At 66.4% G+C, this 22,308-nt stretch carries 21 protein-coding genes; 13 read left to right on the top strand and 8 right to left on the bottom strand.

What is annotated here, in order from left to right; genetic code table 11:
* Nucleotides 1-22: 22 nt before the first annotated feature.
* The 3 genes from FRZ61_RS03675 to FRZ61_RS03665 all read right to left on the bottom strand — a co-directional run bounded on the left by FRZ61_RS03675 (nucleotide 23) and on the right by FRZ61_RS03665 (nucleotide 2,859).
* Complete coding sequence (locus FRZ61_RS03675) at nucleotides 23-571, bottom strand: cytochrome b (RefSeq protein ID WP_225309095.1); 549 nt, start codon at nucleotides 569-571, stop codon at nucleotides 23-25.
* 2 nt (nucleotides 572-573) lie between these two features.
* Entirely contained in the window at nucleotides 574-1,686 is a 1,113-nt protein-coding gene (locus tag FRZ61_RS03670) for a catalase family peroxidase (protein WP_151115032.1), read from the bottom strand.
* Nucleotides 1,687-2,073: 387 nt separating this feature from the next.
* On the bottom strand, nucleotides 2,074-2,859 hold the full coding sequence (locus FRZ61_RS03665) for a cupin domain-containing protein (protein WP_191909280.1): 786 nt from the start codon (nucleotides 2,857-2,859) through the stop codon (nucleotides 2,074-2,076).
* A 306-nt stretch (nucleotides 2,860-3,165) separates the two neighbouring features.
* Here FRZ61_RS03665 and FRZ61_RS03660 point away from each other — a divergent pair, with 306 nt between their 5' ends.
* From FRZ61_RS03660 to FRZ61_RS03650, 3 genes are all read left to right on the top strand, one after another.
* Nucleotides 3,166-5,352 carry an adenylate/guanylate cyclase domain-containing protein gene (locus FRZ61_RS03660; protein WP_151115030.1) on the top strand — a complete coding sequence of 729 codons (2,187 nt, stop codon included), beginning with the start codon at nucleotides 3,166-3,168 and terminating at the stop codon, nucleotides 5,350-5,352.
* 25 nt (nucleotides 5,353-5,377) lie between these two features.
* Nucleotides 5,378-6,679 (top strand): NAD(P)/FAD-dependent oxidoreductase, encoded by a 1,302-nt coding sequence (locus FRZ61_RS03655; RefSeq protein WP_151115029.1) that lies wholly within the window; start codon nucleotides 5,378-5,380, stop codon nucleotides 6,677-6,679.
* A gap of 189 nt (nucleotides 6,680-6,868) precedes the next feature.
* Nucleotides 6,869-8,062 (top strand): adenylate/guanylate cyclase domain-containing protein, encoded by a 1,194-nt coding sequence (locus FRZ61_RS03650; protein WP_191909279.1) that lies wholly within the window; start codon nucleotides 6,869-6,871, stop codon nucleotides 8,060-8,062.
* A gap of 234 nt (nucleotides 8,063-8,296) precedes the next feature.
* Here FRZ61_RS03650 and FRZ61_RS03645 read toward each other — a convergent pair whose 3' ends face one another.
* Nucleotides 8,297-8,761, bottom strand: a complete 465-nt coding sequence (locus FRZ61_RS03645) for a nucleoside deaminase (RefSeq protein ID WP_225309094.1) — start codon at nucleotides 8,759-8,761, stop codon at nucleotides 8,297-8,299.
* Between the two features lie 354 nt (nucleotides 8,762-9,115).
* Here FRZ61_RS03645 and FRZ61_RS03640 point away from each other — a divergent pair, with 354 nt between their 5' ends.
* Nucleotides 9,116-9,985 (top strand): DUF2189 domain-containing protein, encoded by an 870-nt coding sequence (locus tag FRZ61_RS03640; RefSeq protein ID WP_151115027.1) that lies wholly within the window; start codon nucleotides 9,116-9,118, stop codon nucleotides 9,983-9,985.
* Between the two features lie 243 nt (nucleotides 9,986-10,228).
* On the opposite strand, the gene FRZ61_RS03635 is transcribed toward FRZ61_RS03640, so the two are convergent.
* Nucleotides 10,229-10,636 (bottom strand): hypothetical protein, encoded by a 408-nt coding sequence (locus tag FRZ61_RS03635; protein ID WP_151115026.1) that lies wholly within the window; start codon nucleotides 10,634-10,636, stop codon nucleotides 10,229-10,231.
* Between the two features lie 319 nt (nucleotides 10,637-10,955).
* Here FRZ61_RS03635 and FRZ61_RS03630 point away from each other — a divergent pair, with 319 nt between their 5' ends.
* Complete coding sequence (locus FRZ61_RS03630) at nucleotides 10,956-11,279, top strand: hypothetical protein (RefSeq protein ID WP_151115025.1); 324 nt, start codon at nucleotides 10,956-10,958, stop codon at nucleotides 11,277-11,279.
* Between the two features lie 167 nt (nucleotides 11,280-11,446).
* Here the strand turns inward: FRZ61_RS03630 and FRZ61_RS03625 are convergent, their stop codons facing one another.
* Entirely contained in the window at nucleotides 11,447-11,872 is a 426-nt protein-coding gene (locus FRZ61_RS03625; protein ID WP_151115024.1) for a universal stress protein, read from the bottom strand.
* A gap of 246 nt (nucleotides 11,873-12,118) precedes the next feature.
* On the opposite strand from FRZ61_RS03625, the gene FRZ61_RS03620 reads away from it, so the two are divergent.
* Nucleotides 12,119-12,481: a nuclear transport factor 2 family protein gene (locus FRZ61_RS03620; protein ID WP_151115023.1), complete on the top strand. Its 363-nt coding sequence runs from the start codon at nucleotides 12,119-12,121 to the stop codon at nucleotides 12,479-12,481.
* A gap of 19 nt (nucleotides 12,482-12,500) precedes the next feature.
* On the top strand, nucleotides 12,501-13,061 hold the full coding sequence (locus FRZ61_RS03615) for a chloramphenicol phosphotransferase CPT family protein (protein ID WP_151115022.1): 561 nt from the start codon (nucleotides 12,501-12,503) through the stop codon (nucleotides 13,059-13,061).
* A gap of 45 nt (nucleotides 13,062-13,106) precedes the next feature.
* Here FRZ61_RS03615 and FRZ61_RS03610 read toward each other — a convergent pair whose 3' ends face one another.
* Complete coding sequence (locus FRZ61_RS03610; RefSeq protein WP_151115021.1) at nucleotides 13,107-13,796, bottom strand: DUF6675 family protein; 690 nt, start codon at nucleotides 13,794-13,796, stop codon at nucleotides 13,107-13,109.
* A 268-nt stretch (nucleotides 13,797-14,064) separates the two neighbouring features.
* Here FRZ61_RS03610 and FRZ61_RS03605 point away from each other — a divergent pair, with 268 nt between their 5' ends.
* From FRZ61_RS03605 to rsmD, 5 genes are all read left to right on the top strand, one after another.
* On the top strand, nucleotides 14,065-17,073 hold the full coding sequence (locus FRZ61_RS03605) for a GTP pyrophosphokinase (protein WP_151115020.1): 3,009 nt from the start codon (nucleotides 14,065-14,067) through the stop codon (nucleotides 17,071-17,073).
* A gap of 95 nt (nucleotides 17,074-17,168) precedes the next feature.
* Nucleotides 17,169-18,080, top strand: coding sequence for a homocysteine S-methyltransferase family protein (locus FRZ61_RS03600; RefSeq protein ID WP_151115019.1), 912 nt, complete (start codon nucleotides 17,169-17,171; stop codon nucleotides 18,078-18,080).
* Entirely contained in the window at nucleotides 18,077-18,832 is a 756-nt protein-coding gene (locus FRZ61_RS03595) for a gamma-glutamyl-gamma-aminobutyrate hydrolase family protein (protein ID WP_151115018.1), read from the top strand. The genes FRZ61_RS03600 and FRZ61_RS03595 overlap by 4 nt, the downstream gene beginning before the upstream one ends.
* Before the next feature lie 259 nt (nucleotides 18,833-19,091).
* Nucleotides 19,092-20,489: a pseudouridine synthase gene (locus tag FRZ61_RS26870; protein WP_151115017.1), complete on the top strand. Its 1,398-nt coding sequence runs from the start codon at nucleotides 19,092-19,094 to the stop codon at nucleotides 20,487-20,489.
* Nucleotides 20,464-21,075 (top strand): 16S rRNA (guanine(966)-N(2))-methyltransferase RsmD, encoded by a 612-nt coding sequence (rsmD, locus tag FRZ61_RS26335; RefSeq protein WP_191909466.1) that lies wholly within the window; start codon nucleotides 20,464-20,466, stop codon nucleotides 21,073-21,075. Before FRZ61_RS26870 ends, rsmD begins: the two co-directional genes overlap by 26 nt.
* On the opposite strand, the gene FRZ61_RS03580 is transcribed toward rsmD, so the two are convergent.
* Nucleotides 21,020-21,391 carry an endonuclease domain-containing protein gene (locus tag FRZ61_RS03580; RefSeq protein ID WP_151115015.1) on the bottom strand — a complete coding sequence of 124 codons (372 nt, stop codon included), beginning with the start codon at nucleotides 21,389-21,391 and terminating at the stop codon, nucleotides 21,020-21,022. The two genes, rsmD and FRZ61_RS03580, sit on opposite strands and share 56 nt — an antisense overlap.
* A gap of 167 nt (nucleotides 21,392-21,558) precedes the next feature.
* Between FRZ61_RS03580 and FRZ61_RS03575 the strand changes: the two genes are divergently transcribed.
* The gene (locus tag FRZ61_RS03575; RefSeq protein WP_151115014.1) at nucleotides 21,559-22,194 is read left to right on the top strand and encodes a hypothetical protein; all 636 of its coding nucleotides are present in this window, start codon (nucleotides 21,559-21,561) and stop codon (nucleotides 22,192-22,194) included.
* Nucleotides 22,195-22,308 lie beyond the last annotated feature (114 nt).

Genomic DNA, 22,308 nt, shown 5'->3' with positions numbered 1-22,308 from the left:
AGGGGTCAGCGCCAGGGAGGGGTCAGCGCCAGGGAGGGGTCGCGCGCCAGGAGGCCATGCTCTGAAACACGCTATCGCGAAAGATCAAGGCGTGCAGGAGCGCCGCTCCCAGATGGGCGAGGAAGGTGAGGAACAGCAGATAGGCCAGGATGCGGTGCAGCTCGCGCAAGGTGGCGAAGAGCATGGCGTCCTGCGGCAGGATCGGCGGCAGGACGAAGGAGCCCCACACCACCACGGGATAGGGCCCGGCCGAGAGCATCGCCCAGCCGACGATGGGGAGCGCGAACATCAGGATATAGAGCAGCCAATGCGAGGCCTTGGCGGCGAAACGCTGCCAGCCCGGCATGGCGGCCGGCAGCGGCGGGGGCGGGTTCAGCAGCCGGTTGATCAGGCGGATGGCGACCAGGATCAGGATCGCGAGGCCGAGCGGACGATGGATGGTGAGAAGCCAGTGGTAATCGCCGATCGAGGCGGTCATGCCGGCGCCGATGAAGAGCATCGCCAGCACCAGGACCGCCATCAGCCAATGCAGGAAGCGCGAGAAGGCCGGAAACCGATGAGCCGCTGCCACGATCAGGCGCCCTTGTCTGCCGCCGGCGTGGTCACGGCGCTGGGGTCCTTGCTCTCGCCGGCGCGCCGCCAGAAGGAGCGCGAATAGACGGCCGAGCGCGCGCTCAAGAGCGGATCGTCGGAAGGCTCGATGCCGGCCGGCAGGACCAGCGGATCGAAATTCACGTCGCGGCAGGCGCCGACATCCTCGCCTTCGACCGCGTGGATCGACAGCGTGCCGACATCGATCCGCTCGCGTTCCGGCGGCCAGGCGACGGTGGCGTCGTTGGTGGGATCGCCCGGCTGGCCGATCGTCACGACGAGATGGAACTGTACCGGCTGCTGCCCGATGCGGGCGATGAGATCCTCGAAGAGATAGTTCTTGTCCGCACCGGGCGCCGCGGCCGCGGCCTCGAACGGCGCATCGGGCACCATCGACCAGCGCACCGCCACCGACTTGCCCTCGGCATCGACGAAGCGGAAGGCATCGAGGCTGTTGAAGGTGTCGTTATGGAAGCCCGAGGAGACCGCGCGCGCCTTGATCAGCTCGATCGCATGGGCGCTCTCGGGATGGCGGGCGAAGAAGTCGGCCATCCGGGCGGGGTCCGGCTTGCCGGTCGCGGGATCGGGCGCGAACACGGCGAGCTGCTCGTAGAAGGCCTCCGGCGTGCTCACCGGGAAGACCGGAATGTCGTTCATGCCGGTGCGCCAATCCTCGCCGTCGGCCGGCATGAAGCGCACCGCCATGCTGCGCACCATCTGCGGCGTGTCCGGCAGGTAGGGCTGGCCGCCCGCGAGCGCGAAGCGGCCGACCACGGGCACCTCGCCCATGTCGAAGACGCTCGCGCGCGAGACGCGCAGGCCCTGGCCGTTGCTCTGGAACACGCCGGCGAAGCAGAGCCCCTTGGCATGGTTGCGGCGGAAGCCGGCGCTGATGCCGTCAACCTGCTCGAAGCGGTCGACCACCTTGACCGGCGTCAGCCGGTCGGGCGAGAGCCAGCCGCCGGCATAGAGGAAGGCGGCGGTGACGAGGAGCGAGACGAGCCCGATGATCCCCAGCCGCAACAGGACGGCGATCAGGCTCAAAGGCGGTGGCTCGTCGTCTCTCGGTCGTTTCGGCGTTGGCGTTTCAGGCATGGATCGATTCCTACCCTCGTGGCTGCCGCCAGGCTCGACCCCCGCGAGCCCAAGGCTAGCCGCGGAGCGGGGACGGCGCCGGTAACAACTCCGTGCGCGGGACAAAGCGTCGCGCCGGAGCGCGGCTCCGACGGAAAATTGTCATGGGCACAAAGGGCCGGTCTTGAACACTTCTGCGGTCGGAGGCTCGAGCGAGATTGGCGATCGACGTTCTCGCTCTTTCCTGAAGCACCCCTCCCCCTACCCCCTCCCGCAAGGGGAGGGGGCTGGAAATGACAAACACCTCGCCCCCTCCCCTTGCGGGAGGGGGTTCGGGGGAGGGGTAAAAAGACTCGAGGCCGCTTGCGTCAGCAAGCGGCCTCGTCGGTTCACGCCGGAAGGAAGGGGCTATTCCGCCGCTTCGCTCTTCGCCGCGGCCTTCTTCGGCTGGAAGATGCAATAGAACTTCCGCACATAGCCGTCGGTCTTGAAGTCGGCGACGGCGCCCTGCTCGATGAAGAAGCTGTCGCCGGCCTTGAAGCGGTGCACCTGGCCCTTGTCGTCGGTGATGGTGACCGCGCCCTCAAGCAGGCTCATCAGCTCGTAGCGCGGGAACGGCATCGCCTTGCGGTGATAGGCGGTCGAATCCCACACGCCGACGCTCCACTGGCCGGTCGGGTCGGTGAACCAATCGTGGCTGTGCTGCACCGGATTGCCCGAGAGCAGCAGCTCGGGCGCCGTGGCGGCCGCGGGCTCGAGCTTGCCCTTGGGATCGGGCTTCAGCACCTTCAGCGCCTTCGCGTCCTTCGGCGCCGCCCCGCCCGGATCGTCCCAGATCACGTAGAACTTGCGGATATAGCCCGGCTGCTTCCACTGGCAGACGAGACCCTTGGGCAGGATGAAGCTCTCGCCGGCCTTGACCGTGGTCTCGCGCCCGTTCTCCTCGATCATGGTGACCGAGCCCTCGAGCACGACCATGAACTCGTGGCAGGGATAGGGTTCCATCTTGCCGGTCATGGCGGTGCAGTCCCACACGCCCGCCTTGAAGCCCAGCGTCTCGTCATTGACGTAGCTGTGCCCGTTCTGATGCGGCGTGCCCGAGACGAGCGACGCCACGGGAATGTCGCCCCAATCCTCGAGCCCCTTGCCGCCCGGTCCGTTGGCCTCGAAACGATGGATGGTGGGTCCGGCCATGATGCTTCTCCCCGAGATGGATAAGGCGGCCATGGTGGCCCGGGAAGCCGCCCGACTGCAACCCCGCGGCTTGAGACCAATCGAGCGATGAGATCAAGACTCGAACATCATTGTCCCCTCTCCCGCTTGCGGGAGAGGGCTAGGGTGAGGGCTGCGCGACCGAGCAGCCCCCTCCCTCGCCCCCCCCGTTCCGGGGGAGGGGACAAGTGGTCGCGACAACGCGCATGGACCCTGCGGTCACACAAAGGCTAGCCTGTCACGGTTCTGTCGCAAGCCTGCGGCGGCGCTGGGGATTTCCTGGGTTTCATGGCCGAGCCGGCTCAATCCAAGCCCGAGCAGGGGGACGACGCGGCGCCAACCACCGGCGGGCCCTCGCCGCGCTGGCGGCCGAGCCTGGGGGCCGTGCTCAGCGTCACCCTGCTGCTGACGGTGCTGCTGACGGCGGCCCTGGTCCATGTCTCCTGGCAGGCCGTGATGCGGGCCAACCTCAAGGACCTGGTCGGCCAGCTCAACGACAAGATCGCGGGCTCGATCCGCCAGGAGGTGGCCTCCGTCATCGCCAACGCGACCGCGGCGCAGGAGGCCCTGCGCACGATCTTCTTCCAGAACGTCATCACGGTCGAGGACGAGGCCAAGCGCGAGTTCGTCTTCCTCTCGCTGCTGCAATCGCAGCCGAGCCTCTCCTGGATCTCCTTCGGCTGGCCGGACGGGCATTTCTTCGGTGCCGAGAAGCTCGGCAACGACAGCATCCTGATGGTCGAGGTGATCTGGGACGCGGCGCATCACGAGGCCAAGCGGCGCGTCGACAGCTACAAGATCATCACCGGCGACATCGAGTTCGAGCAGCGCGCCTTCACGCCCTCGGGCTTCGATGCCGCCGAGCAGCCCTGGTACAAGAGCGCGATGGCCTCGGACCAGCCGGTCTGGAGCGACGTCACCCTCTTCCCCACCGAGACCAAGCCCGCCATCGCGATCTCGAGCCAGCTCGCGGTCTACGGCAAGTTCCAGGGCGTGATCTGCGTCGCCATCGAGCGCGAGCGGCTGTCGCAGTTCCTGGCCGGCATCCAGGTCGCGCGCAGCGGCACGGTCGCGATCGTCGATCCGCAGGGCCAGATCATGGCGGCGCCCGAGCTGGCGGAAGGCGGCGACGAGGCGGCCGCGGCCAGCGCCGGCAATGTCGTGACCAACGACCTCGCCCGCGACAAGCTCTACAAGGTGGCGATGGAGGCCGTGGGCCATTTCGGCATGGCGCTCGGGGATATCCACGGGACCATGTCCTGGAACTACCGGGCCACGCTCGACCAGGGCGACTATTTCATCACCTTCACGCCGCTCGGCTTCAAGGGCTGGCTGATCGCGACCGTGATCCCCGCCTCGGACTTCCTGGCCGAGGTCGAGCGCAACACGCGCCGGGTCGCCTGGATGGTGGGATTCCTCACCCTCGTCCTGGCGGCGGGCGCCGTCTGGTTCGCGCGTATCGCGATCGCCCGGCCGCTGCGCCGCGTCACCGCCGAGCTCAGCCATATCGAGAATTTCGAGCTGCACCGCCTGCAGCGCCGGCATTCCTTCTTCGCCGAGATCGACCGGCTGTCCGATGCGCTCATGCGCATGGCCTCGGGGCTGAGCTCCTTCCAGAAATATGTCCCGACCGAGCTGGTGCGCCGCCTCCTCAAGCAGGGCATCGAGGCCAAGCCCGGCGGCGCGCATCAGCCGGTCACGGTGATGTTCACCGACCTCGCCGGCTTCACGGCGCTCTCGGAGCGGCTGGGCGATGCGGTGGTGCCGGTCCTGGCGGACTATCTGAGCCGCATGTCGCCGATCATCGCCGAGGGGCGCGGCACCATCGACAAGTTCATCGGCGACGCGATCATGGCGCTCTGGGGCGCGCCCGAGCGCAACGAAGCGCATGCGCTCGACGCCTGCCGCACGGCGCTGGCCTGCGACCGGGCGCTGGCCCAGCTGGCGGTCGAGGCCCAGGCCACGGGCGGCGTGCCCCTGAAGATGCGGGTCGGCATCAACAGCGGCAACATCCTGGTCGGCAATATCGGCTCGCCCGAGCGGCTCAACTACACCGCGATCGGCGACCCGGTGAACGTCGCCTCGCGCCTCGAGGCTCTCAACAAGCGCTACGGCACGGCGATCCTGATCGGCGAGGAGACGCGCCGCCAGGCGGGCGACGCGATCCTCGTGCGCCGGCTCGACCGGGTCGCGGTCTATGGCAAGGAGGAGGGCATCGCGATCTACGAGCTGATCGGGCTGGCCGGCGAGAGCGCCGCGCCGGAGGCCCCGGGCTGGATCGAGGCCTATGAGCACGGTCTCGACCTCTATGCCGCCCGGCGCTTCCCCGAGGCGATCGAGGCCTTCAGGGCGGCCGCGCGCGAGCGGCCCGAGGGCGATCCCCCTTCCGCCCTCTTCATTGAGCGGGCGAAAGCCTTCATGATCGAGCCGCCGCCGCCGGGCTGGCGGGCGGTCACGGTCCTTGCCGAAAAATAATCCTCCATCAAGATCGACGGGTGTCATGAACGGGAATGAATTGTTCGCGGCCGGCTACAAGCAGGAATCCTACTGGTGGGAGGCGGCGCCCTTGGCTGCGCTGCCCGAGACGAAGCCGCCGGCCGCGGTCGATCTCGTCATCGTGGGCTCGGGCTATACCGGCCTCGCCGCGGCGCTGGTGGCGGCGCGCGGCGGGCGCTCGGTGCTGGTGCTCGAAGCCGAGCGCGCGGGCCACGGCTGCTCGACCCGCAATGGCGGCCAGGTCTCGACCTCGATCAAGCCCGATTACGCGACGCTGAGCCAACGCCATGGCGCGGCCCAGGCGCTCGAGATCCGGCGCGAAGGCATCCGCGCGCTCGACTTCATCGCCGAGCTCATCCAACGAGAGAACATCGACTGCGACTGGGAGGTGAACGGGCGCTTCCATGCCGCCCACAATCCCCAGCAGTACGAGGCGCTGGCCCAGGCGCTGGGCCACCAGGCCAAGGGGCAGGAAGTGCCCTACGAGATGGTGCCGCGCAGCGAGCAGCGGCGCGAGATCGGCTCCGACCGCTATTTCGGCGGCGTGGTCTATCCGCGCCATGCCCAGCTCCATCCCGGCAAATACCATGCGGGGCTGCTGGCCAAGGTGCGCGAGGCGGGCGCCGCCGTCATCGACCGCACGCGGGTCGAGGCGGTCGAGCGCGACGGCCAGGGCTTCTCGGTCAGGACGGCCAAGGGCAGCGTCAAGGCGCGCGACGTGCTGATCGCGTCCAACGGCTACACGGGGCCGGGCACGCCCTGGTTCCGCCGGCGCGTGATCCCGATCGGCAGCTACATCATCGCGACCGAGCCGCTCGAGCCCAAGCTCGCCACCGAGCTCGTGCCGCATGCGCGCTCGCTCTCCGACACGCGCAAGCTCGTCTTCTATTACCGGCTCTCGCCCGACCGCCGGCGCATGCTGTTCGGCGGGCGCGTCGCCTATAACGAGACCGACGCCAATGTCAGCGCGCCGCGCCTCCATGACGCGATGTGCGCGATCTATCCGCAGCTCAAGAGCGCCAGGATCAGCCATAGCTGGTTGGGCTTCGTCGCCTATACCTTCGACACCATGCCGCATATCGGCAGGCAGGACGGGCTCTGGTACGCGATGGGCTATTGCGGCTCGGGCGTCTCGCTCGCGACCTATTTCGGCACCCGCATCGGCCAGCAGATCCTGGGGCAGAAGGAAGGCGCCACGCCCCTCGACGGCCTCGCCTTCCCGACCCGGCCGCTCTACACCGGCTATCCCTGGTTCCTGGCGCCTTCGATCTTCTATTACCGGATGCGCGATCGGTTGCCGGTGTGACGATAAACTGAGCCCCCCCTTGCGGGAGGGGGTTGGGGGATGGGTATCGAGAGTCGCGCATCGGCGCGCCCGACGATCGCCCTAGCAACTGCCGTCGACTTCACTATCTAAGATCCAGGAGTCCCCTCCCCCTACCCCCTCCCGCAAGGGGAGGGGGCGAGAATGTCTTTTCAACCTCCGAGTCCCTCGATGTTCGACTCCGTGCCGATCCACGAATGGATGATCATGAGCGGGCTCGAGAACCGGCCGGTGATGGGGCTGTTCGAGGGGCTCTGCGAGCGGCTGGCCGGCACGCCGCTCGCGATCGAGCGCGCGCATCTCTCGGTGGCGCTGCTGCATCCCTCGCTGCGCGGCTTCAGCCACACCTGGCATCGCGGCAGCGGCGCGCTCGACAGCCTGGTCTTCACCCACGGCATGGACGAGACCCAGGGCTGGAAGGAAAGCCCCTTCAAATTCATGCTCGAGGAGCGGCAGACGGTCCTGCGGCGGCGCCTCGCCGGCAACCGGGCGCAGCTCGACTTTCCGGTGCTGACCGAGTTCCGCGACGAGGGCCTGACCGACTGGGTCGCCTTCCTGCACAGCTTCAGCCCCGAGAGCGATCTCCATTGGAGCAAGCTCACCGGCATGATCACGAGCTGGGCCACGGCCCGCCCGGGCGGCTTCGCGGAGGACGATGCGGTGCTGCTGCAGGAGCTGATCGGCACCTGCGCGGTGGTGGTGAAGGCCGACACCACGCAGCAGATCATGCGCAACCTTCTCAACACCTATGTCGGCGGCAACTCGGTCGAGCGGGTGCTGGCGGGCGAGATCACGCGCGGCGACGTGCAGCGCATCGAGGCCGCGATCCTGTTCGCCGATCTGCGCGGCTTCACCGGCTTCTCCGACGCGACGCCGATCGAAGGCACGCTGACCTTCCTCAACGCCGCCTTCGACGCGATGGGCGGGCCGGTGACGCGCGAGGGCGGCCATATCCTCAAGTTCCTCGGCGACGGCCTCATGGCGATCTTCCCGACCGACACCGACGCGGGCGAGGCCTGCCGGCGGGCGCTGGCCGCGGCCGAGGCCGGCCAGGAAGCGATGACGGCCCTGAACGAGGCGCGCGCGGCCGAAGGCCTGCCGGTGCTGGGGCTCGACCTGGCGCTCCATCACGGCGAGGTGCTCTACGGCAATGTCGGCACCGCCGAGCGGCTCGATTTCACCATCGTCGGCCCCGCCGTCAACGAGGCCTCGCGCATCGAGACCCTCTGCAAGCGCCTCGAGCGGCCGGTGCTGCTGTCGGAGAGCTTCGCCACGGCGCTGGGCGACCATCCCCGCCTGCGCGAGCTCGGCACGCACGAGCTCGCGGGGCTGGCGACGCCGCGGCGGATCTTCGGGATCGGATAGAGGCGGGGCTTCGCAACCTTCACCCCCCTCCCCCGTTCTTCTTCATCCCTTCCCCCCTTGTGGGGGAAGGTTAGGAAGGGGAGTGATCGTAGATCGCGTCTGTTGCCCCACCCCCTCCCTCACCCTCCCCCATCATCCTCCTTCGCCCTTTGGGCTACGGAGGACAAGAGGGGGAGGGGATAAGAATCGAGGAGGGAAACCGATGATTCGCGCGTCAGCGCGTCCGCATCCCCCTCACCGCCGCTCCTGGAAGAACCGCTTCAGCAGCGCCCCCGCCTCGCGCTCGGCGATGCCGCCATAGACCTCGGGGCGGTGATGGCAGGTGGGCTGCTCGAAGATGCGCGCCCCATGCTCGACGCCGCCGCCCTTGGGATCGTAGGCGCCGAAATAGACGCGGCGGATCCGCGCGAAGGCGATCGCCTGGGCGCACATGGCGCAGGGCTCGAGCGTGACATAGAGATCGCAGGTCTCGAGCCGCGGCGAGCCCAGGATATGGGCGCCGGCGCGGATCACCAGCATCTCGGCATGGGCGGTCGGATCGGCATCGGCCTCGGTGCGGTTGCCGGCCTTGGCGAGCACCGCGCCGGTCGCGCTGTTCACCAGCACCGCCCCCACCGGCACCTCCCCGCGCGCGGCCGCGGCGGCGGCCTCGGCGAGCGCCTGGGTCATCGGTTCGGGCTTGATGTCGGTGAAGGCCATGACGGGCGGGAGAAGGGACCGGCGACGCGGAGGCTGTCAAGCGGGGGCGCCTCGCAATCATGATCGATGACGGAGCAGAAGGTCCCTCCCCCTACCCCCTCCCGCAAGGGGAGGGGGCTGGAACAATGAACATCTCGCCCCCTCCCCTTGCGGGAGGGGGTAGGGGGAGGGGAACCGAAGAGTCGCGCACCCGCGCGCCCGCTTCCCCCGCTTTGCCTCTCCCGCCGATCGGCCTATGCTTCCCCCATGGTGGGTCGCGGGCTTATCGCCGACGGCCGCATCAAGACCGCTCGACCGCCATCGTCAGGCCGCTTCGGCGCGCGACCCCCCGGATCAACCGTTCGGGAGGACGCCATGACTGAGACCATCCGCAATCCGGTCGAATGGAGCTGGGACCAGCTCCGCGGCATGGGCCACGCGCTGGGCGAGGTTGGCCATGCGCTGGGCCGCAGCCCCGCCGCGCGAGCCCAGCCGGCACCCGTCGTCCATCGCATCCAGGCGCGCGAGCTCAAGGACGTGATCCGCAAGGGCTTCGCCGATTACGGCGTCTACCGCACCGACGTGATCGCGCTCTGCGTGTTCTACCCGGTGGTGGGCCTGCTGCTCGGGCGCGCGGTCTATGGCCGCGACCTGCTGCCCCTGCTCTTCCCGCTGGCCTCGGGCTTCGCGCTGATCGGCCCCTTCGCCGCCTTGGGCCTCTACGAGATGAGCCGCGAGCGCGAGCATGGCAACAAGGCGAGCTGGGCGAACGCCTTCGCCGTGCTCAAGGCGCCCGGCATCGGCTCGATCCTGATCCTGGGCGCCGCCCTCGTGCTGCTGTTCCTGGTCTGGCTCGCGGTCGCCTGGCTGCTCTATGCGCTGACCCTGGGCCCGACGCCGCCCGCCTCCGTGGGCAGCTTCATCGACGCGCTCTTCACCACTGGCCCCGGCTGGACCCTGATCGTCGCCGGCTGCGGGGTAGGCTTCCTCTTCGCGCTGCTGGCCATGTCGATCAGCGTGGTCTCCTTCCCGCTCCTGCTCGACCGGGATGTCGGGCTCGGCACGGCGGTCCGCACCTCGATCCGTGCGGTCAGAATGAATCCGGGCCCGATGGCGGCCTGGGGCCTCGTCGTCGCGGGCGGATTGGTGCTGGGCTCGATCCCGCTCTTCCTCGGCCTCATCGTGGTGATGCCGGTGCTGGGCCACGCGACCTGGCATCTCTATCGCAAGCTGGTGGCGGGGTAGAGACGGCGGCCTCAGTCAGAGCATCGGAAACAAGCGCGGTGCGTCGCTTTCTTCACCTCCCCCCTTGCGGGGGAGGCTGGGTGGGGGGTAGCCGCGGACTCGTTGCAGGCTCGCGTTTGCTCGATCGAAGGCACTTGCGACAGCGCGTTCTACGATCACCCCCACCCTAACCTCCCCCTCAAGGGGGGAGGGGATTTAGGGGATTCCGTGCGGGAATTCGATGCGGACGAGAGCGCCTCTCCGCTACCGCCAATAGCCCGGCGCATAGACGCGGGCGCCGCTGCTGTCCGTGGTCCAGTGGCCCGGGACCCAGAAGGGCGTGCTGCCGGAAGCGGCCGGATGGTCGCCCGGCGCCCAGCGGTAGCCGTTCCCTTCGCGCTGCCAGTTGCCGAAATTCTGGGTGTTCGAAGTCGGCGGATGGGCCGGCGCCACCGGCGGCGTCCGGGGCGCGGGCGAGAGGCCGGGCTGGATGGGCGTGCTCAGGTTCGGCTGGAACTGGCCCGGCTGGTATTGCGCATATTGGACGAGACCCGGGAGCGCCACCCAGTTCGGCGGCGGCGACCGTTCGCCCGGCAGCGGGCGGCCGCCGCAGGCCGCCAGCAGCAGCGGCAACGACAGGACCAGGGCATAGCGGTGTCTGCGGCTCGCCATCACAGGCCGCGCACTCCTTCCTTGCGTCAGGCGCCTCCGGAACCAGGACCGGAGGATCGCTTGCCCCCAGGGAAAGAGATGTGGGCGCCGGCGCGCCGCACCAAGGGGCGGATTGACACAAGCCGGTGAGCCACGAACGCCATGGGCCCGGGCGCATCGCCCGCGATGGCGGCGCGGTCATTGAATAGTTGGCCAGCAATGCGAAATACGGACGGGCCTGTCCGGAAATTCAGTTGGAATCGGACAGTACCCTTCCCCATCTCTGAAGACGCGGACAGGCGAGTCCGCGCGATCACCGTTTCATCCCGGGAGGAACGTCATGAACGGACGAACCAGACCCGCCGCGATCGGCCCTGCGGTCACGCTCGCCCTGGGGCTGGCTCTTCTCTCGCTCGATCCGACGCGCGGCCTCGCGCAAAGCGCCTCAGGCGACAGCGGCTCGCAGGGCGCCGCCTCGATCCTCGCCGACCAGGTGCGCGCCCAGGGCCATCACTGCGACAAGCCGCTCGAGGCCCATGTCGATCCCGACCTCTCCCTGCCGGGACAGAAGGCCTGGATCCTCACCTGCAGCAACGCGACCTACAGCATCCAGCTCCGCCCCGGTAAAGCCGCGCAGATCGACCAGCTCTCGGAGGGGCAGTAGAGCAGTCTACTGAATCCCCGCCCCCAACTTTTGGGGGAGGGTCGGGGAGGGGGCTGCTCGGTATCGGCCCTTTCGCATCCCGACGAGATCGCAGAGCGCGTCTTCCCCCTCCCTGCCCTCCCCCTCGAGGGGGGAGGGGAAGAAAACAGAAGGCAGCGCGCGAATCTTCACTTCACCAGCGTCACCGGCACCGTCGCGAGATGCACGAGCGCGGTCGTGACCGAGCCCAGGAGCAGGCCGCGCACGCCGCCGAGGCCGCGCGTGCCCATGACGATGTGATCGACGCGGCGCTTCTTGCCGATGCGGATCGCGGTCTGGGCGATCGGGCCCATCTCGATGTCGGTGCTGAACTTGACCTTGGCGGCCTTGCAGAGCGCGATCGCCTTCTTGAGCGCGGCCGTGCCTTCCTCCGCCGCCGCCTGCTCCAGGAGCGTCGGCGTCGCGGCGCCGAGATCGCCGAACTCGAGCGTGCCGGTGTTCTGGACATTGACCAGCGCCACCTCGGACTTCGGCTCCTGCCGCGTCATCGCGATCGCGAGCTTGACCGCGCGCAGCGAAGGCTGCGAGCCGTCCACGGGCACCATGATCTTCATGCGGATGTCTCCCCCCGACGAAACCCTGTCCCGGGAGATGGGCCCGGGCGCCTCGATCCGCAAGGAAGAAAATCAGCCGGGGCCGGCGGGAGTCAATGCGGCGGTGCGTAGCGGCGGGCGTGCCCGCGAAAGAGCCGCGGCGGCGGCGGCGCCCGCGCCGCTATCTCGGGACCCGCGATCCCCTTCCGCTCCCTGCGCGAGGGGAGGATAAAAGAGGGACGCGACCGCGCCGGAGCCCGACCCGCCATGCCCCTCACGCCGGACGATATCGAGACGCTGCGGCGGCTGGAGGAATCCCTCTGGCGCGCCGAGACGCGCTTCGACCGCGCCTATATGGAGCGCGTGCTGGCGCCGGACTTCTTCGAGTTCGGCCGCTCGGGCCGGCGGTATGACCGCGCGCAGATCCTGGCCCATAGCGGCGACACGATCCGGGCCACCCTGCCCCTCGCTCGCTTCGCCGTGCATCCGATCGGCGCCGACGCCGCGCTCGTGACCTATGTGAGCGAGGTGGCCTATGGCACGGTCGAGCGCGCCAACCGCAGCTCGCTCTGGCTCCGGACGGAAAAGGGCTGGCGCCTCCAGTTCCACCAGGGCACGCCGGTCGCGTAGGATGGCGCGAGGGGAACCCATGATTCGCAAGGGCCGCATCATCCATCTCAACGGCGTCGGCAGCGCCGGCAAGAGCTCGATCGCCAAGGCGCTGCAGCAGATCGCGGCCGGGCCCTGGCTCCATGTGCAGATGGACACGTTCCTCGAGATGCTGCCCCTCGCCTGGCAGGACCATCCCGAGGCCTTCGCCTACGAGACGATCATGGAGGAGGGCAAGCCCTCGGTGCGGATCACCGGCGGCCCCGTGGGCGAGCGGCTGATGCAGGGCATGCGCGACGCGATCGTGGCGCTCGCCGCGGCCGGCAACGACCTCATCATCGACGATGTGATGATCGACCAGGAAACCAAGGATGCCTACGCGAAGGCACTCGCGGGCTTCGAGATCCTCAGGGTCGGCATCCACGCGCCGCTCGAGCTGCTGGAGGAACGCGAGCGCCGGCGCGCCGACCGCTTCCCCGGCACCTCGCGCTGGCAGTTCGGCCAGGTGCACCGGAACATGCGCTACGATCTCGAGCTCGACACGAGCCGGATGACGGCGATGGAATGCGCCGAGGCGATCCAGCGGCAGTTCGGGCTCTAGGCGCCCGGCCGGCGCCAACCCAACACCCGGCAACCGCCGTCTGCCCTATTGCGTGACGGCCGGCGCCTGGTCGGTCGGGATGCCGGCGAGATGGCGGAAGATGGCGAGGTTGCGCGTGCGGTAGTCTTCCTCGTAGTTGCCGATCACCATCAGGCCCTCGTCGAGCTCGGTCATCGCGTAATAGCCCCAGCGGCCGGGTGCCGTCTTCTCGAGGATGTAGGTGGAGCGGATGGCGCCGGCATCGAAGGCGGTGACGATGAAGGCCATGACCGGGCTGACATTGCCGATGCGCACCACGATCCGGTCGGGCGTGGCTTCGTCCACGTGCATGTCGTAGACCACGGGCCGCGAGCTGCGGTCGTCCGCGCGCAGGAAATAGAGATCGCCGCCGGCCTTGAGCTCACCCAGCGTGAAATCGGCGCGCCGCCCCCGCGGGCTCGCATCCTCGAGCGCCGCGGCGTCGGTGATGAAGGTCTCCCAGCGATCGTCGGAGCGCGACCAGTATTGGATGCCCTTGAAGGCCGACACCGCGCCGAAGCGCGCGAGCAGATCGTCGCCCGTGCCGTCGAAGGCGAACGCGCCGGAGAGGACGGTGAGGATCGTGAAGTCGCCCGGCGGCCAGCCGAAGCAGGCGGGCGGGTGCCAGCGCTCGAGCTCGTGGCCGCTCCAGGTGTGGAAGTGGGGTGGGTTGGCAAAGGGGGGAGAAGGCGAGATCGAAGCGCCGCTGCAAGGCATAACAGGGGCTGATGCTGTATTTGCAACAGCCGCAGTCACTGCCAAAAGGCCTACGAAGCAGAACCCTAGGCTCCAGAAGTTAGTGAAACGGTGTTTCATGTCATAGCGGCCTAAGTGTGCCAGTGCTGCTGTATAGAGAAATGCCAGCTTTCCAACGGCCGAGTTGGTAGCGCATCGTCTGCTAAGGGAGTGGCGACTTACGCGATAAAATCCTACAATTAATACTCTCTATCATTCCACCGACTCAACACTGGAAGGCAGTGGGCGGATGAAGTTTGAAGAGTACGAGCGCGAGCAGTTCTTCAAATACGAGGAATTCGCACAAGTCGTTGGCATGATTCTTTCCAACGCGATTGATGCTAGTGGCCTGCCAAAGCCACAGTCGATTCGGCATCGCGCGAAGTCACCCAAAAGCCTGAAGGAGCGTCTGGAAGAAGCAGATAAACTCGACTCTCCACACATCGAAGAACACCGGCGAGATCTCGCCGGTGTTCGGATTATCTTCTATACCAATTCTGATGTAGAAAAGTTCCTGAACGCACGCCTGATCTTCGAAAATTTTGACGTCGAAAAGGGTACTGTTCGTATTCACCACCCGACTAAAGAGAATCAAGAGCGTCGATATCGCGGCATCCACTATACAATTAACCTCAAAAATAACCGCACCAAGCTAGCTGAGTATTCTCGCTACGCGGGAATGCGATGTGAAATTCAAGTGCAGACAATTTTGAATCACGCTTGGTCCGAAACATCTCATGACATCGCTTACAAGAACAAACTGCCAAAGGGCTTCGGTCGCGATGCTATGGAGGCCATTAGGAATCGCCTCAATCGAATCATGGATCAGTACCTAATGCCGGCTGGCTATGAATTTCAACGCGTGCAACATGACTATGAGCGCTTATTGCAAGGCAAGAAACTCTTCGATCGTGACTTACTGACAGCGATTACGGTGGCGTCGGACAATAACCTACGCCATGAGATACTAATATCATTGCGAGACGAGGTAATCCCGAACTACGACGACGTCTCAGCAATATATGACGATCTCATGGCTTCGCTAGTGTCGGCCGTCAAAGGAGCAAAAGAATCAAAACCAAAACCGATTGAAACGCCATTTGGTCAGTTGGAAGGAAAGACCGCAGCAGACGTAACGAGCGCTGCAGTCGACATTATAGACGCCCTCAGGTACATCGACGTCTCCAAAACATTCGATGTCTTATGCAAACTTTTCGATCACGCTCCAAGCGAGGAAGCTAGTCAACGAATCATAAAAGCGGCAGAGCGTCTGGCAGGGTATGACCAACCGGTATGGGAAAAGGTGGGGCCCGCAGTACAAGTTCTTCTGGTCGATGCAGCAGCCCGTGTCCGGGCTGATCAAAATCCAACCACCGCTCCGTTGCTTATCGCGACGTATAGAGCACTCTTGAGCTTAGAGATTGAGGGCACGATTTGGAGGGCGGACTCTGTCACATTGACCAGAGCGTCTATGCCCGTTTTACCTGACGTATTGGTAATTCGCGGCAAGGCCATCGCTTCTCTCTTCGACCTCTTCACCAAAGCAACCTCCGATGAAGAGAAGCGAACCATCCTGTCAGCGCTCCGAGGATCCACTCGCCTACCGCACGAGCACTCGAATCAACTACTTAGACAATGCATTCTAGACGCAATTCGCATTGTCGAGTTCCTCGCAACACACGCGAGTAGCTTGTCGTACGAGATCCGAGAGTGGATGGAAGAGGGCTATCTCTTTGATTACCATCGAGCCCGTCAAATCGCCGATGACATTCAGGACAAGTTTGGATGTGCGTCGGATGCTCGCCAACTGATGGCGTCAATCATCCAACTCCGCGATTGTATCAATCAGGACCAGCTCTATGTGCGTTACAAAACCTTAGTAGGGTTTCGCACCGTGCTTCCTGAGCATTGGAGCGATGAAGACTGGCCCTACGACGAGGTGGAGAAGTTTCGGTTGAATGAGGCCCAACGATTTGTTGACGAGATTAATACCGGCAACGAGAGCGAATGGCTTGGCTTTATAGAAAGGTGCGCGACTACCCAGTCGAATGACGCAGCTACCTTTCCAATTTTCAGCCAGTTTCTGACTATGCTTGCTAAACAGAAGCCCGAGATTGCTCACAACTACCTAACACGAGCTACCGATGATCTATTGAGGTTTCTGCCGGCCTTTCTTTCTGGTTTGTTTGAATCTAAAGCAAAGGAACTCTACCTGAATTGTCTTGATTATTACCTCCACGAAGGCACACATCTGCCCTCGCTGATCCGTCACTATCGCATATCTAAGCCAGGTAGACCGGAATTCATCACTGCGGTTTTAAAAAGGGCAATAGCCACAGCGGACGAAGCAACGGTAACTCACTGTCTACTCTTTGCACTGGAAGGTACCTCTGGCGATGGCGTCCCAAGTAGTAACGAATTTTTTGTTCCTGCAATCTCCTTTCTAACGGGCTTGAAAAGCACTCATTGGGTCCGCCAAGCCTGGATGGCTCACAAAGAAACTCCTTTCTTTAATAAGATCGATATTGCAGAGGCGCGCTTGCTCTTAGCGAATCTGATCGAGGCCCCTGCAATAGACTACCGGGCGGAGGAAATACTTTGTCGAATAGCGGAGAAATGGCTCCCTATGGTGTGGGGTTTCTTTAGCGAACGTATTGCACATCCAGCGGAGCGGACAATCGATGGCAGATACGACGCAATTCCATATCAGTTCCACAAACTGCATAAAGAGCTTGCGAAAGAGCCAGCATTGGCGATTGAAACTACCCGCACAATGTATGCCGTGGACTCAGAAGCGTTTCGCTTTCGGGGCGGTCGGCTCTTTCACATCACATATCCTGAATTTTCAGCGGAGATCTCGCGCAGGCTCTGCGAATTGATAACCAATGGGAGCAAAGCAGATGCAGAGTATGCTATCGGAATAATGATGAACTATCATGGGGAGGCCGCGATCCACGACGTCTTGAAGTGCATTGTCGCCAAGTATCCTAACGATGAAGAAGTGCTCGCTGGTGTCCGTATTAGCATCGATAGCACCGGCACAACTGTCGGTGAGTACGGGCGGGTCGAAGCAATGCGTCAGAAGAAGGCGGCGATTGCATCGTGGCTTTCGGACCCAAATCCAGACATAAGGGCATTTGCAGAGCGCCATACCCTTGATCTTGGTACCGAAATTGCGGATGAACAACGTCGCGCAGAGCAACGACAGGCACTGAGAAGGCTAGAATACGATAAGGATGACGACGGAAATGAAGACTAATCACGCGCTCCGAATGCTCTAGCCACTCACTCTACTCAACTCATTCATCCCGCTAACCCCTTCTCCACCCTTCCCCCCGACACTACCTCCCCGCCATGACCCCCACCCTCCCCCTCCCCGACCGCACCGTGCTGCTCGATGGCGGCATGGGCCGCGAGCTGCGCATGCGCGGCGTGCCGATCCTCGAGACCATCTGGTCGGCGAACGCGCTGGTGGTGGCGCCCGAGGTCGTGCGCCAGGTGCATCAGGACTACATCGCCGCCGGCGCCGAGATCGTCACCACCAACTCCTACGGCGTCATCCGCGCCGATCTCGCCAAGGAGGGGATCGAGCACCGCTTCGCCGAGCTGAACCGCATGGCGGGGGCGCTGGCCCGGGAGGCGCGCGACCGCTCCGGCCGCAAGGCCTTCATCGCGGGCTCCTTGCCGCCCTTGCGCGGGAGCTACCGGCCGGACCTCGTCGGCAGCCATGCCGAGATCGAGCCGCTCTATGAGGAGCAGGCCTCGCTGCTCGCCCCCTATTGCGACCTGATGCTGTGCGAGACCATGTCGAGCGCCACCGAGGCGGTCGCGGCCGCCACGGCCGCGGCGCGCACCGGCCTTCCCGTCTGGGTGAGCTGGACGCTGCATGAGGACAATTCGGGCCGGCTGCGCTCGGGCGAGAGCGTGACCGAGGCCGCCAAGGCGATCGCGCATCTCCCGGTCTCGGCCTTCCTCGTCAATTGCTGCAGCCCGGAGAGCATCACCGCCGCGATGCCCGAGCTGGCGCGGCTTCCGGGCGGGATCGCCGGCGGCTATGCCAACGCCTTCCGGCCGGTGCCGGCCGACTGGACGCTCGAGGCGGGCGGGCTTCTCCCCTTGCGCGACGACCTCGATCCGGAGTCCTATGCCCACCATGCCGGGCATTGGCATGCGGCCGGCGCCAGGGTCGTCGGCGGCTGCTGCGGCACGCGGCCGGCCCATATCGCGCGGCTGCGCCAGATGATCGCGAAGGAGTCAGGCGCATGAGCGCCCGCAACGGCAAGACGACGAAGGCGGCCCAGGACGGCGGGCGCCCCACCATCGGCGTCACGCTCGATTCCGAGGAGCCGGGCGGCTACTCGAAATTCCCCTGGTATGCCGTGCGGCAGAACTATGCCGACGCGGTGGTGAAGGCGGGCGGGCTGCCGCTCTTCCTGCCGCACGAGCCGGACCAGGTGGCGGACTATCTGGCGCTCATCGACGGGCTGGTCGTCACGGGCGGCGCCTTCGACATCGATCCTTCGCTCTTCGGCGCCAAGGACAAGCACCCGACGGTGAAGCTCAAGGGAAGGCGCACCGAATTCGAATGGAAGATCACCCAGGCCGCGGTCGAGCGTGACCTGCCGGTGCTCGGCATCTGCGGCGGGCAGCAGCTCCTCAATGTCGTGCTGGGCGGCACGCTCATCCAGCATATCCCCGACGAGGTCGAGGGCCCGCTCGCCCATGAGCAGCCCAATCCCCGGGACGAGCCCGGCCACAGCGTGCGGATCGTGAGCGGCACGCTGCTTCACAAGATCACCGGCGCCGCCTCGCTCGCGGTCAACAGCGCGCATCACCAGGCCGCCAAGTCGGTCGGCCCCGGCATCCTCGTCGACGCCACCGCCGAGGACGGCGTGATCGAAGGCATCGAGGACCCGCGCCACCGCTTCGTGCTCGGCGTGCAGTGGCATCCCGAGTTCTCGATCACGACGGGCGACGAGAAGATCTTCAAGGCCTTCGTGGACGCGGCGAAGGGATAGGCGCGAGGCGTCCCTCCATTCGTCATCCCCGCGAAAGCGGGGATCCACCGTGATGGCATACTCCGCCCAAGCGGACGTAAGCTTCGGCATGGATCCCCGCTTTCGCGGGGATGACGAAAGAATGCGTGATCGGCAAAGGCTCCCTTTCCTGCGGCAGGATTGAGCGCGCATTGCTGCGACGCTGCCGCTATGCTCCCCCCTCACCCTGCCCTCTCCCCTCGCTCACGCGGGGGAGAGGATGATTTTATCTTGAGCCATCATGTCCGACCCCACCGACAAGCCCGACGTCCCGCCCGACGATCCCATCCCCCCGCGTCCCGAGGGCGAGCGGATCGCCAAGCGGCTGGCGCGGGCGGGGCTCTGCTCGCGGCGCGATGCGGAGCGCTGGATCGCGGAGGGTCGCGTCGCGGTCGACGGCAAGACGCTCACCAGCCCGGCCCTCAACGTGACCGCCGCCTCGCGCATCACGGTCGACGGCGATCCCATCCCGGAGACGGCGCCGACGCGGCTCTGGCGCTACCACAAGCCGCGCGGGCTCCTCACCACCACCCGCGATCCCGAAGGCCGCCCCACCATTTTCGACGAGCTGCCGGAGGAACTGCCGCGCGTCATCACGGTCGGGCGGCTCGATCTCAATTCCGAGGGGCTGCTGCTCTTGACCAACGACGGCGCGCTGGCGAGGAAGCTCGAATTGCCCGCCACCGGCTGGATCCGGCGCTACCGCGTGCGGGTCAACGGCCAGGTCGAGCCGGAAGCGCTGGCGGGCCTCGCCCAGGGCGTCACGATCGAGGGCGTCCGGTACGGCGCGGTCCGGGCACAGCTCGACCGGCAGCAGGGCGACAATGCCTGGCTCACCATGGCGCTGACCGAGGGCAAGAACCGCGAGGTGCGGCGCATCTGCGAGCATCTGGGCTGGCGGGTGAACCGCCTCATCCGCGTCGCCTACGGGCCGTTCCAGCTCGGCCATCTCGAGCCCGGCGCGGTCGAGGAGGTCTCGGCGCGCGTGGTGCGCGAGCAGGTGAGCGGCGAAAGCGGGCCCACCGACAAGAAAGGGGCCACCGCGGCCGAGAAGCGGCGCCTGCGCGAGGCGGCGCACGAGGCCCGGCGCCAGGAGAAGCGCGACGAGCGCCGCACGGCCGAGCCCAAGACGCTGCGGCCGGGCAAGCGCGAGCGCGAGGCGCGGCGGGGCTCCGCCTCGGCGCCGGGTGCCGGCGGGCGGGGTGCCGCTGCGCCGAAAGGTTCCAAGGGACGCGGCCCTCATGCGTCCAAGGGCTTCGGCGAACGGGGCCGGGACGCCGAAGGACGGCGGGCCGGTTTCGGGAAGGGCGAGGGAACGCCGTTCGCGGCGCGCGAGGCCCGGCGCAGCGACGAGCCGGAAGGGCGGCGCTTCGGCAAGCCCGAACACGAGGATCGCCGCGGCCGGCCGGGTGCCGGCGAGACCCGGCGCGGGCAGCAGGGGCGTGCCAAGGGAACCGCCGCGCGAGACGAGGGACGCCCGCCTTCCCGCCGCGACCAACCGGACCGCCCGGACAGGACGGGTTCGCGCGGCAAGCCGGGACACCGCCCGGCTTCGCCCAAGGGCTCCGGAGGGCGCGGCCCCTCTTCGCCCAAAGGCTCCGGGGGACGTGGCCATGCGCATCGTCGCCGGCCGTCATAGGGGCCGGGCGATCGCCGCCCCCGAGGGCGACGCCATCCGCCCGACCTCGGACCGCGCGCGCCAGTCGCTCTTCAACCTGCTCGAGCATGGCGCGCCGGCCAAGGCGGGGCTCGTCCTCCGCGACGCGGTCGTGCTCGACGTCTTCTGCGGCACGGGCGCGCTCGGGCTGGAGGCGCTGTCGCGCGGCGCCGCCAAGGCGATCCTCATCGACAGCGACGCCGCCGCGATCACGCTCGCGCGCAGGAACGCGATGGCGCTGGGCGAGATCGCGCGGGTCTCCCTGCGCCAGCTCGACGCCACCCGGCCGGGCAAGGCGCCGGCGGCGGCGAACCTCGCCTTCCTCGACCCGCCCTATGGCAAGGACCTCGCCGCGGCGGCGCTGGCAGCGCTCGCCCGCGAAGGCTGGCTGGCACCCGGCGCCATCGTCACGGTCGAGACCGCCACCCGCGAGGACCTCGCGCTGCCCGAAGGCTTCGCGCTGCTCGACGAGCGGCGTTATGGAAAGGCGAAGATCGCCATTCTCGTTTACTTCACCTCCCCCCTTGAGGGGGAGGCTGGGGTGGGGGGTGATCGTGGAGCGCGGTGACGATTGTGCGGACGACACCATCCAGATTGGTCAAAACATCATTGTTCCAGAACCGGATAACGCGGTAGCCACGCGCGTTCAGCCGCGCCGTCCGGGCAGCATCCTTCTCCCGCTCCACGTCGTGCTGCCCGCCATCGACCTCGATAACCAGCCGCGCGTGGAGACAGGCAAAATCAGCGACGAAGTCGCCGATGGGCACTTGGCGACGAAACTTGAACCCACCGATCTGCCTTTGCCGCAAGGCCGACCACAGCTTGCGTTCCGCGTCGGTGGCTCCCTTTGGCAGGCGGCGGGCGTTCTCGATGTCCCCGAACACCTGTCCTCGATGTCCCCGGTCTGTACACAAGGGGGGAGGGGTAAAAGTAAGGGATGGGTCAGGCGCCACGCTGCATGAAGCGATTTCAATCCCCCTCGCCTTGACCCCGCCCCCGCGGCGACTCTAGCCTCGCCTCGCGAGATCGGAGTTTGGGGGACGTCATCACGATGGTCAGGGGTTGCAGGGGGCTCGGCGCCGGAAGGTGGGGCTGGGCGCTGCTCGCTTTCTTGGGCGTCCTGCCGGCCGGGCCCGCGCTCGCCGGCGAGCAGCTCTTCGTCGCGGTGCCCGGCAACTGGGAAGAGGCCTGGCGGCACGAGACGCCGCAGCAGGTCATCGTCGAATATCTGCCGCCGGGGACGACCGTCACCGACTGGACCGACATGGTCACGACCCAGGAATTCCCGGGCGCCCATGTCGACGTGCTGCAATATCTGGACAAGGTCGCGGCCGCCTTCGGCGCCGGCTGCAAGGCCGCGCGCCACGAGGGCCCGCGCGCCTCGACCGAGAACGGCTATGACGTGGCGCTCGCCTATCTCGAATGCCGCGAGCCCGACCCTTCCAAAGCGGCGCCGGGCGTCGTGCTCAAGAGCGTCGAGTTCCTGGCCATCAAGGCGATCCAGGGGCTCAAGGGGCTTCATGTCGTCCAGCGCGCCTGGCATGGCGACGACCCGGCCCAGCATCCGCTGCAATCCGCCAACGCCAAGGACTGGGTCGCGGTGGTGCGCGACGCCGAGCTCTGCGACCTCGCCGACACCAGCCGGACCTGCCGCACGGTGGGGCGGACGGGCGGGCTGACGCAGTAGATGTGATCGCCAACTCGATCTGATCGCTTCGCTCTACTTTGAAGCTTCGAGCGAGATCGGCGATCGGGGTCTCGTTCTCTCTTGAGACGCCCCTTTTTCTTTCTTCACCTCCCC

The sequence above is a fragment of the Hypericibacter adhaerens genome, from assembly GCF_008728835.1.
Classification (GTDB): Bacteria; Pseudomonadota; Alphaproteobacteria; order Dongiales; family Dongiaceae; genus Hypericibacter; species Hypericibacter adhaerens.
This window is presented reverse-complemented; position numbering and strand designations above follow the sequence as displayed.

Bases quoted from the DNA above. Each gene is read 5' to 3' on its own strand.
- FRZ61_RS03610 (WP_151115021.1), bottom strand. From the start codon at position 13,796: ATGCCTTGCAGCGGCGCTTCGATCTCGCCTTCTCCCCCCTTTGCCAAC.
- FRZ61_RS03665 (WP_191909280.1), bottom strand. From the start codon at position 2,859: ATGGCCGGACCCACCATCCATCGTTTCGAGGCCAACGGACCGGGCGGC.
- FRZ61_RS03605 (WP_151115020.1), top strand. From the start codon at position 14,065: ATGAAGTTTGAAGAGTACGAGCGCGAGCAGTTCTTCAAATACGAGGAA.
- FRZ61_RS03655 (WP_151115029.1), top strand. From the start codon at position 5,378: ATGAACGGGAATGAATTGTTCGCGGCCGGCTACAAGCAGGAATCCTAC.
- FRZ61_RS03600 (WP_151115019.1), top strand. From the start codon at position 17,169: ATGACCCCCACCCTCCCCCTCCCCGACCGCACCGTGCTGCTCGATGGC.
- FRZ61_RS03670 (WP_151115032.1), bottom strand. From the start codon at position 1,686: ATGCCTGAAACGCCAACGCCGAAACGACCGAGAGACGACGAGCCACCG.
- FRZ61_RS03620 (WP_151115023.1), top strand. From the start codon at position 12,119: ATGCCCCTCACGCCGGACGATATCGAGACGCTGCGGCGGCTGGAGGAA.
- FRZ61_RS26870 (WP_151115017.1), top strand. From the start codon at position 19,092: ATGTCCGACCCCACCGACAAGCCCGACGTCCCGCCCGACGATCCCATC.
- FRZ61_RS03635 (WP_151115026.1), bottom strand. From the start codon at position 10,636: ATGGCGAGCCGCAGACACCGCTATGCCCTGGTCCTGTCGTTGCCGCTG.
- FRZ61_RS03625 (WP_151115024.1), bottom strand. From the start codon at position 11,872: ATGAAGATCATGGTGCCCGTGGACGGCTCGCAGCCTTCGCTGCGCGCG.
- FRZ61_RS03650 (WP_191909279.1), top strand. From the start codon at position 6,869: ATGTTCGACTCCGTGCCGATCCACGAATGGATGATCATGAGCGGGCTC.
- FRZ61_RS03615 (WP_151115022.1), top strand. From the start codon at position 12,501: ATGATTCGCAAGGGCCGCATCATCCATCTCAACGGCGTCGGCAGCGCC.
- FRZ61_RS03595 (WP_151115018.1), top strand. From the start codon at position 18,077: ATGAGCGCCCGCAACGGCAAGACGACGAAGGCGGCCCAGGACGGCGGG.
- FRZ61_RS03575 (WP_151115014.1), top strand. From the start codon at position 21,559: ATGGTCAGGGGTTGCAGGGGGCTCGGCGCCGGAAGGTGGGGCTGGGCG.
- FRZ61_RS03640 (WP_151115027.1), top strand. From the start codon at position 9,116: ATGACTGAGACCATCCGCAATCCGGTCGAATGGAGCTGGGACCAGCTC.
- rsmD (WP_191909466.1), top strand. From the start codon at position 20,464: ATGCGCATCGTCGCCGGCCGTCATAGGGGCCGGGCGATCGCCGCCCCC.
- FRZ61_RS03645 (WP_225309094.1), bottom strand. From the start codon at position 8,761: ATGGCCTTCACCGACATCAAGCCCGAACCGATGACCCAGGCGCTCGCC.
- FRZ61_RS03630 (WP_151115025.1), top strand. From the start codon at position 10,956: ATGAACGGACGAACCAGACCCGCCGCGATCGGCCCTGCGGTCACGCTC.
- FRZ61_RS03660 (WP_151115030.1), top strand. From the start codon at position 3,166: ATGGCCGAGCCGGCTCAATCCAAGCCCGAGCAGGGGGACGACGCGGCG.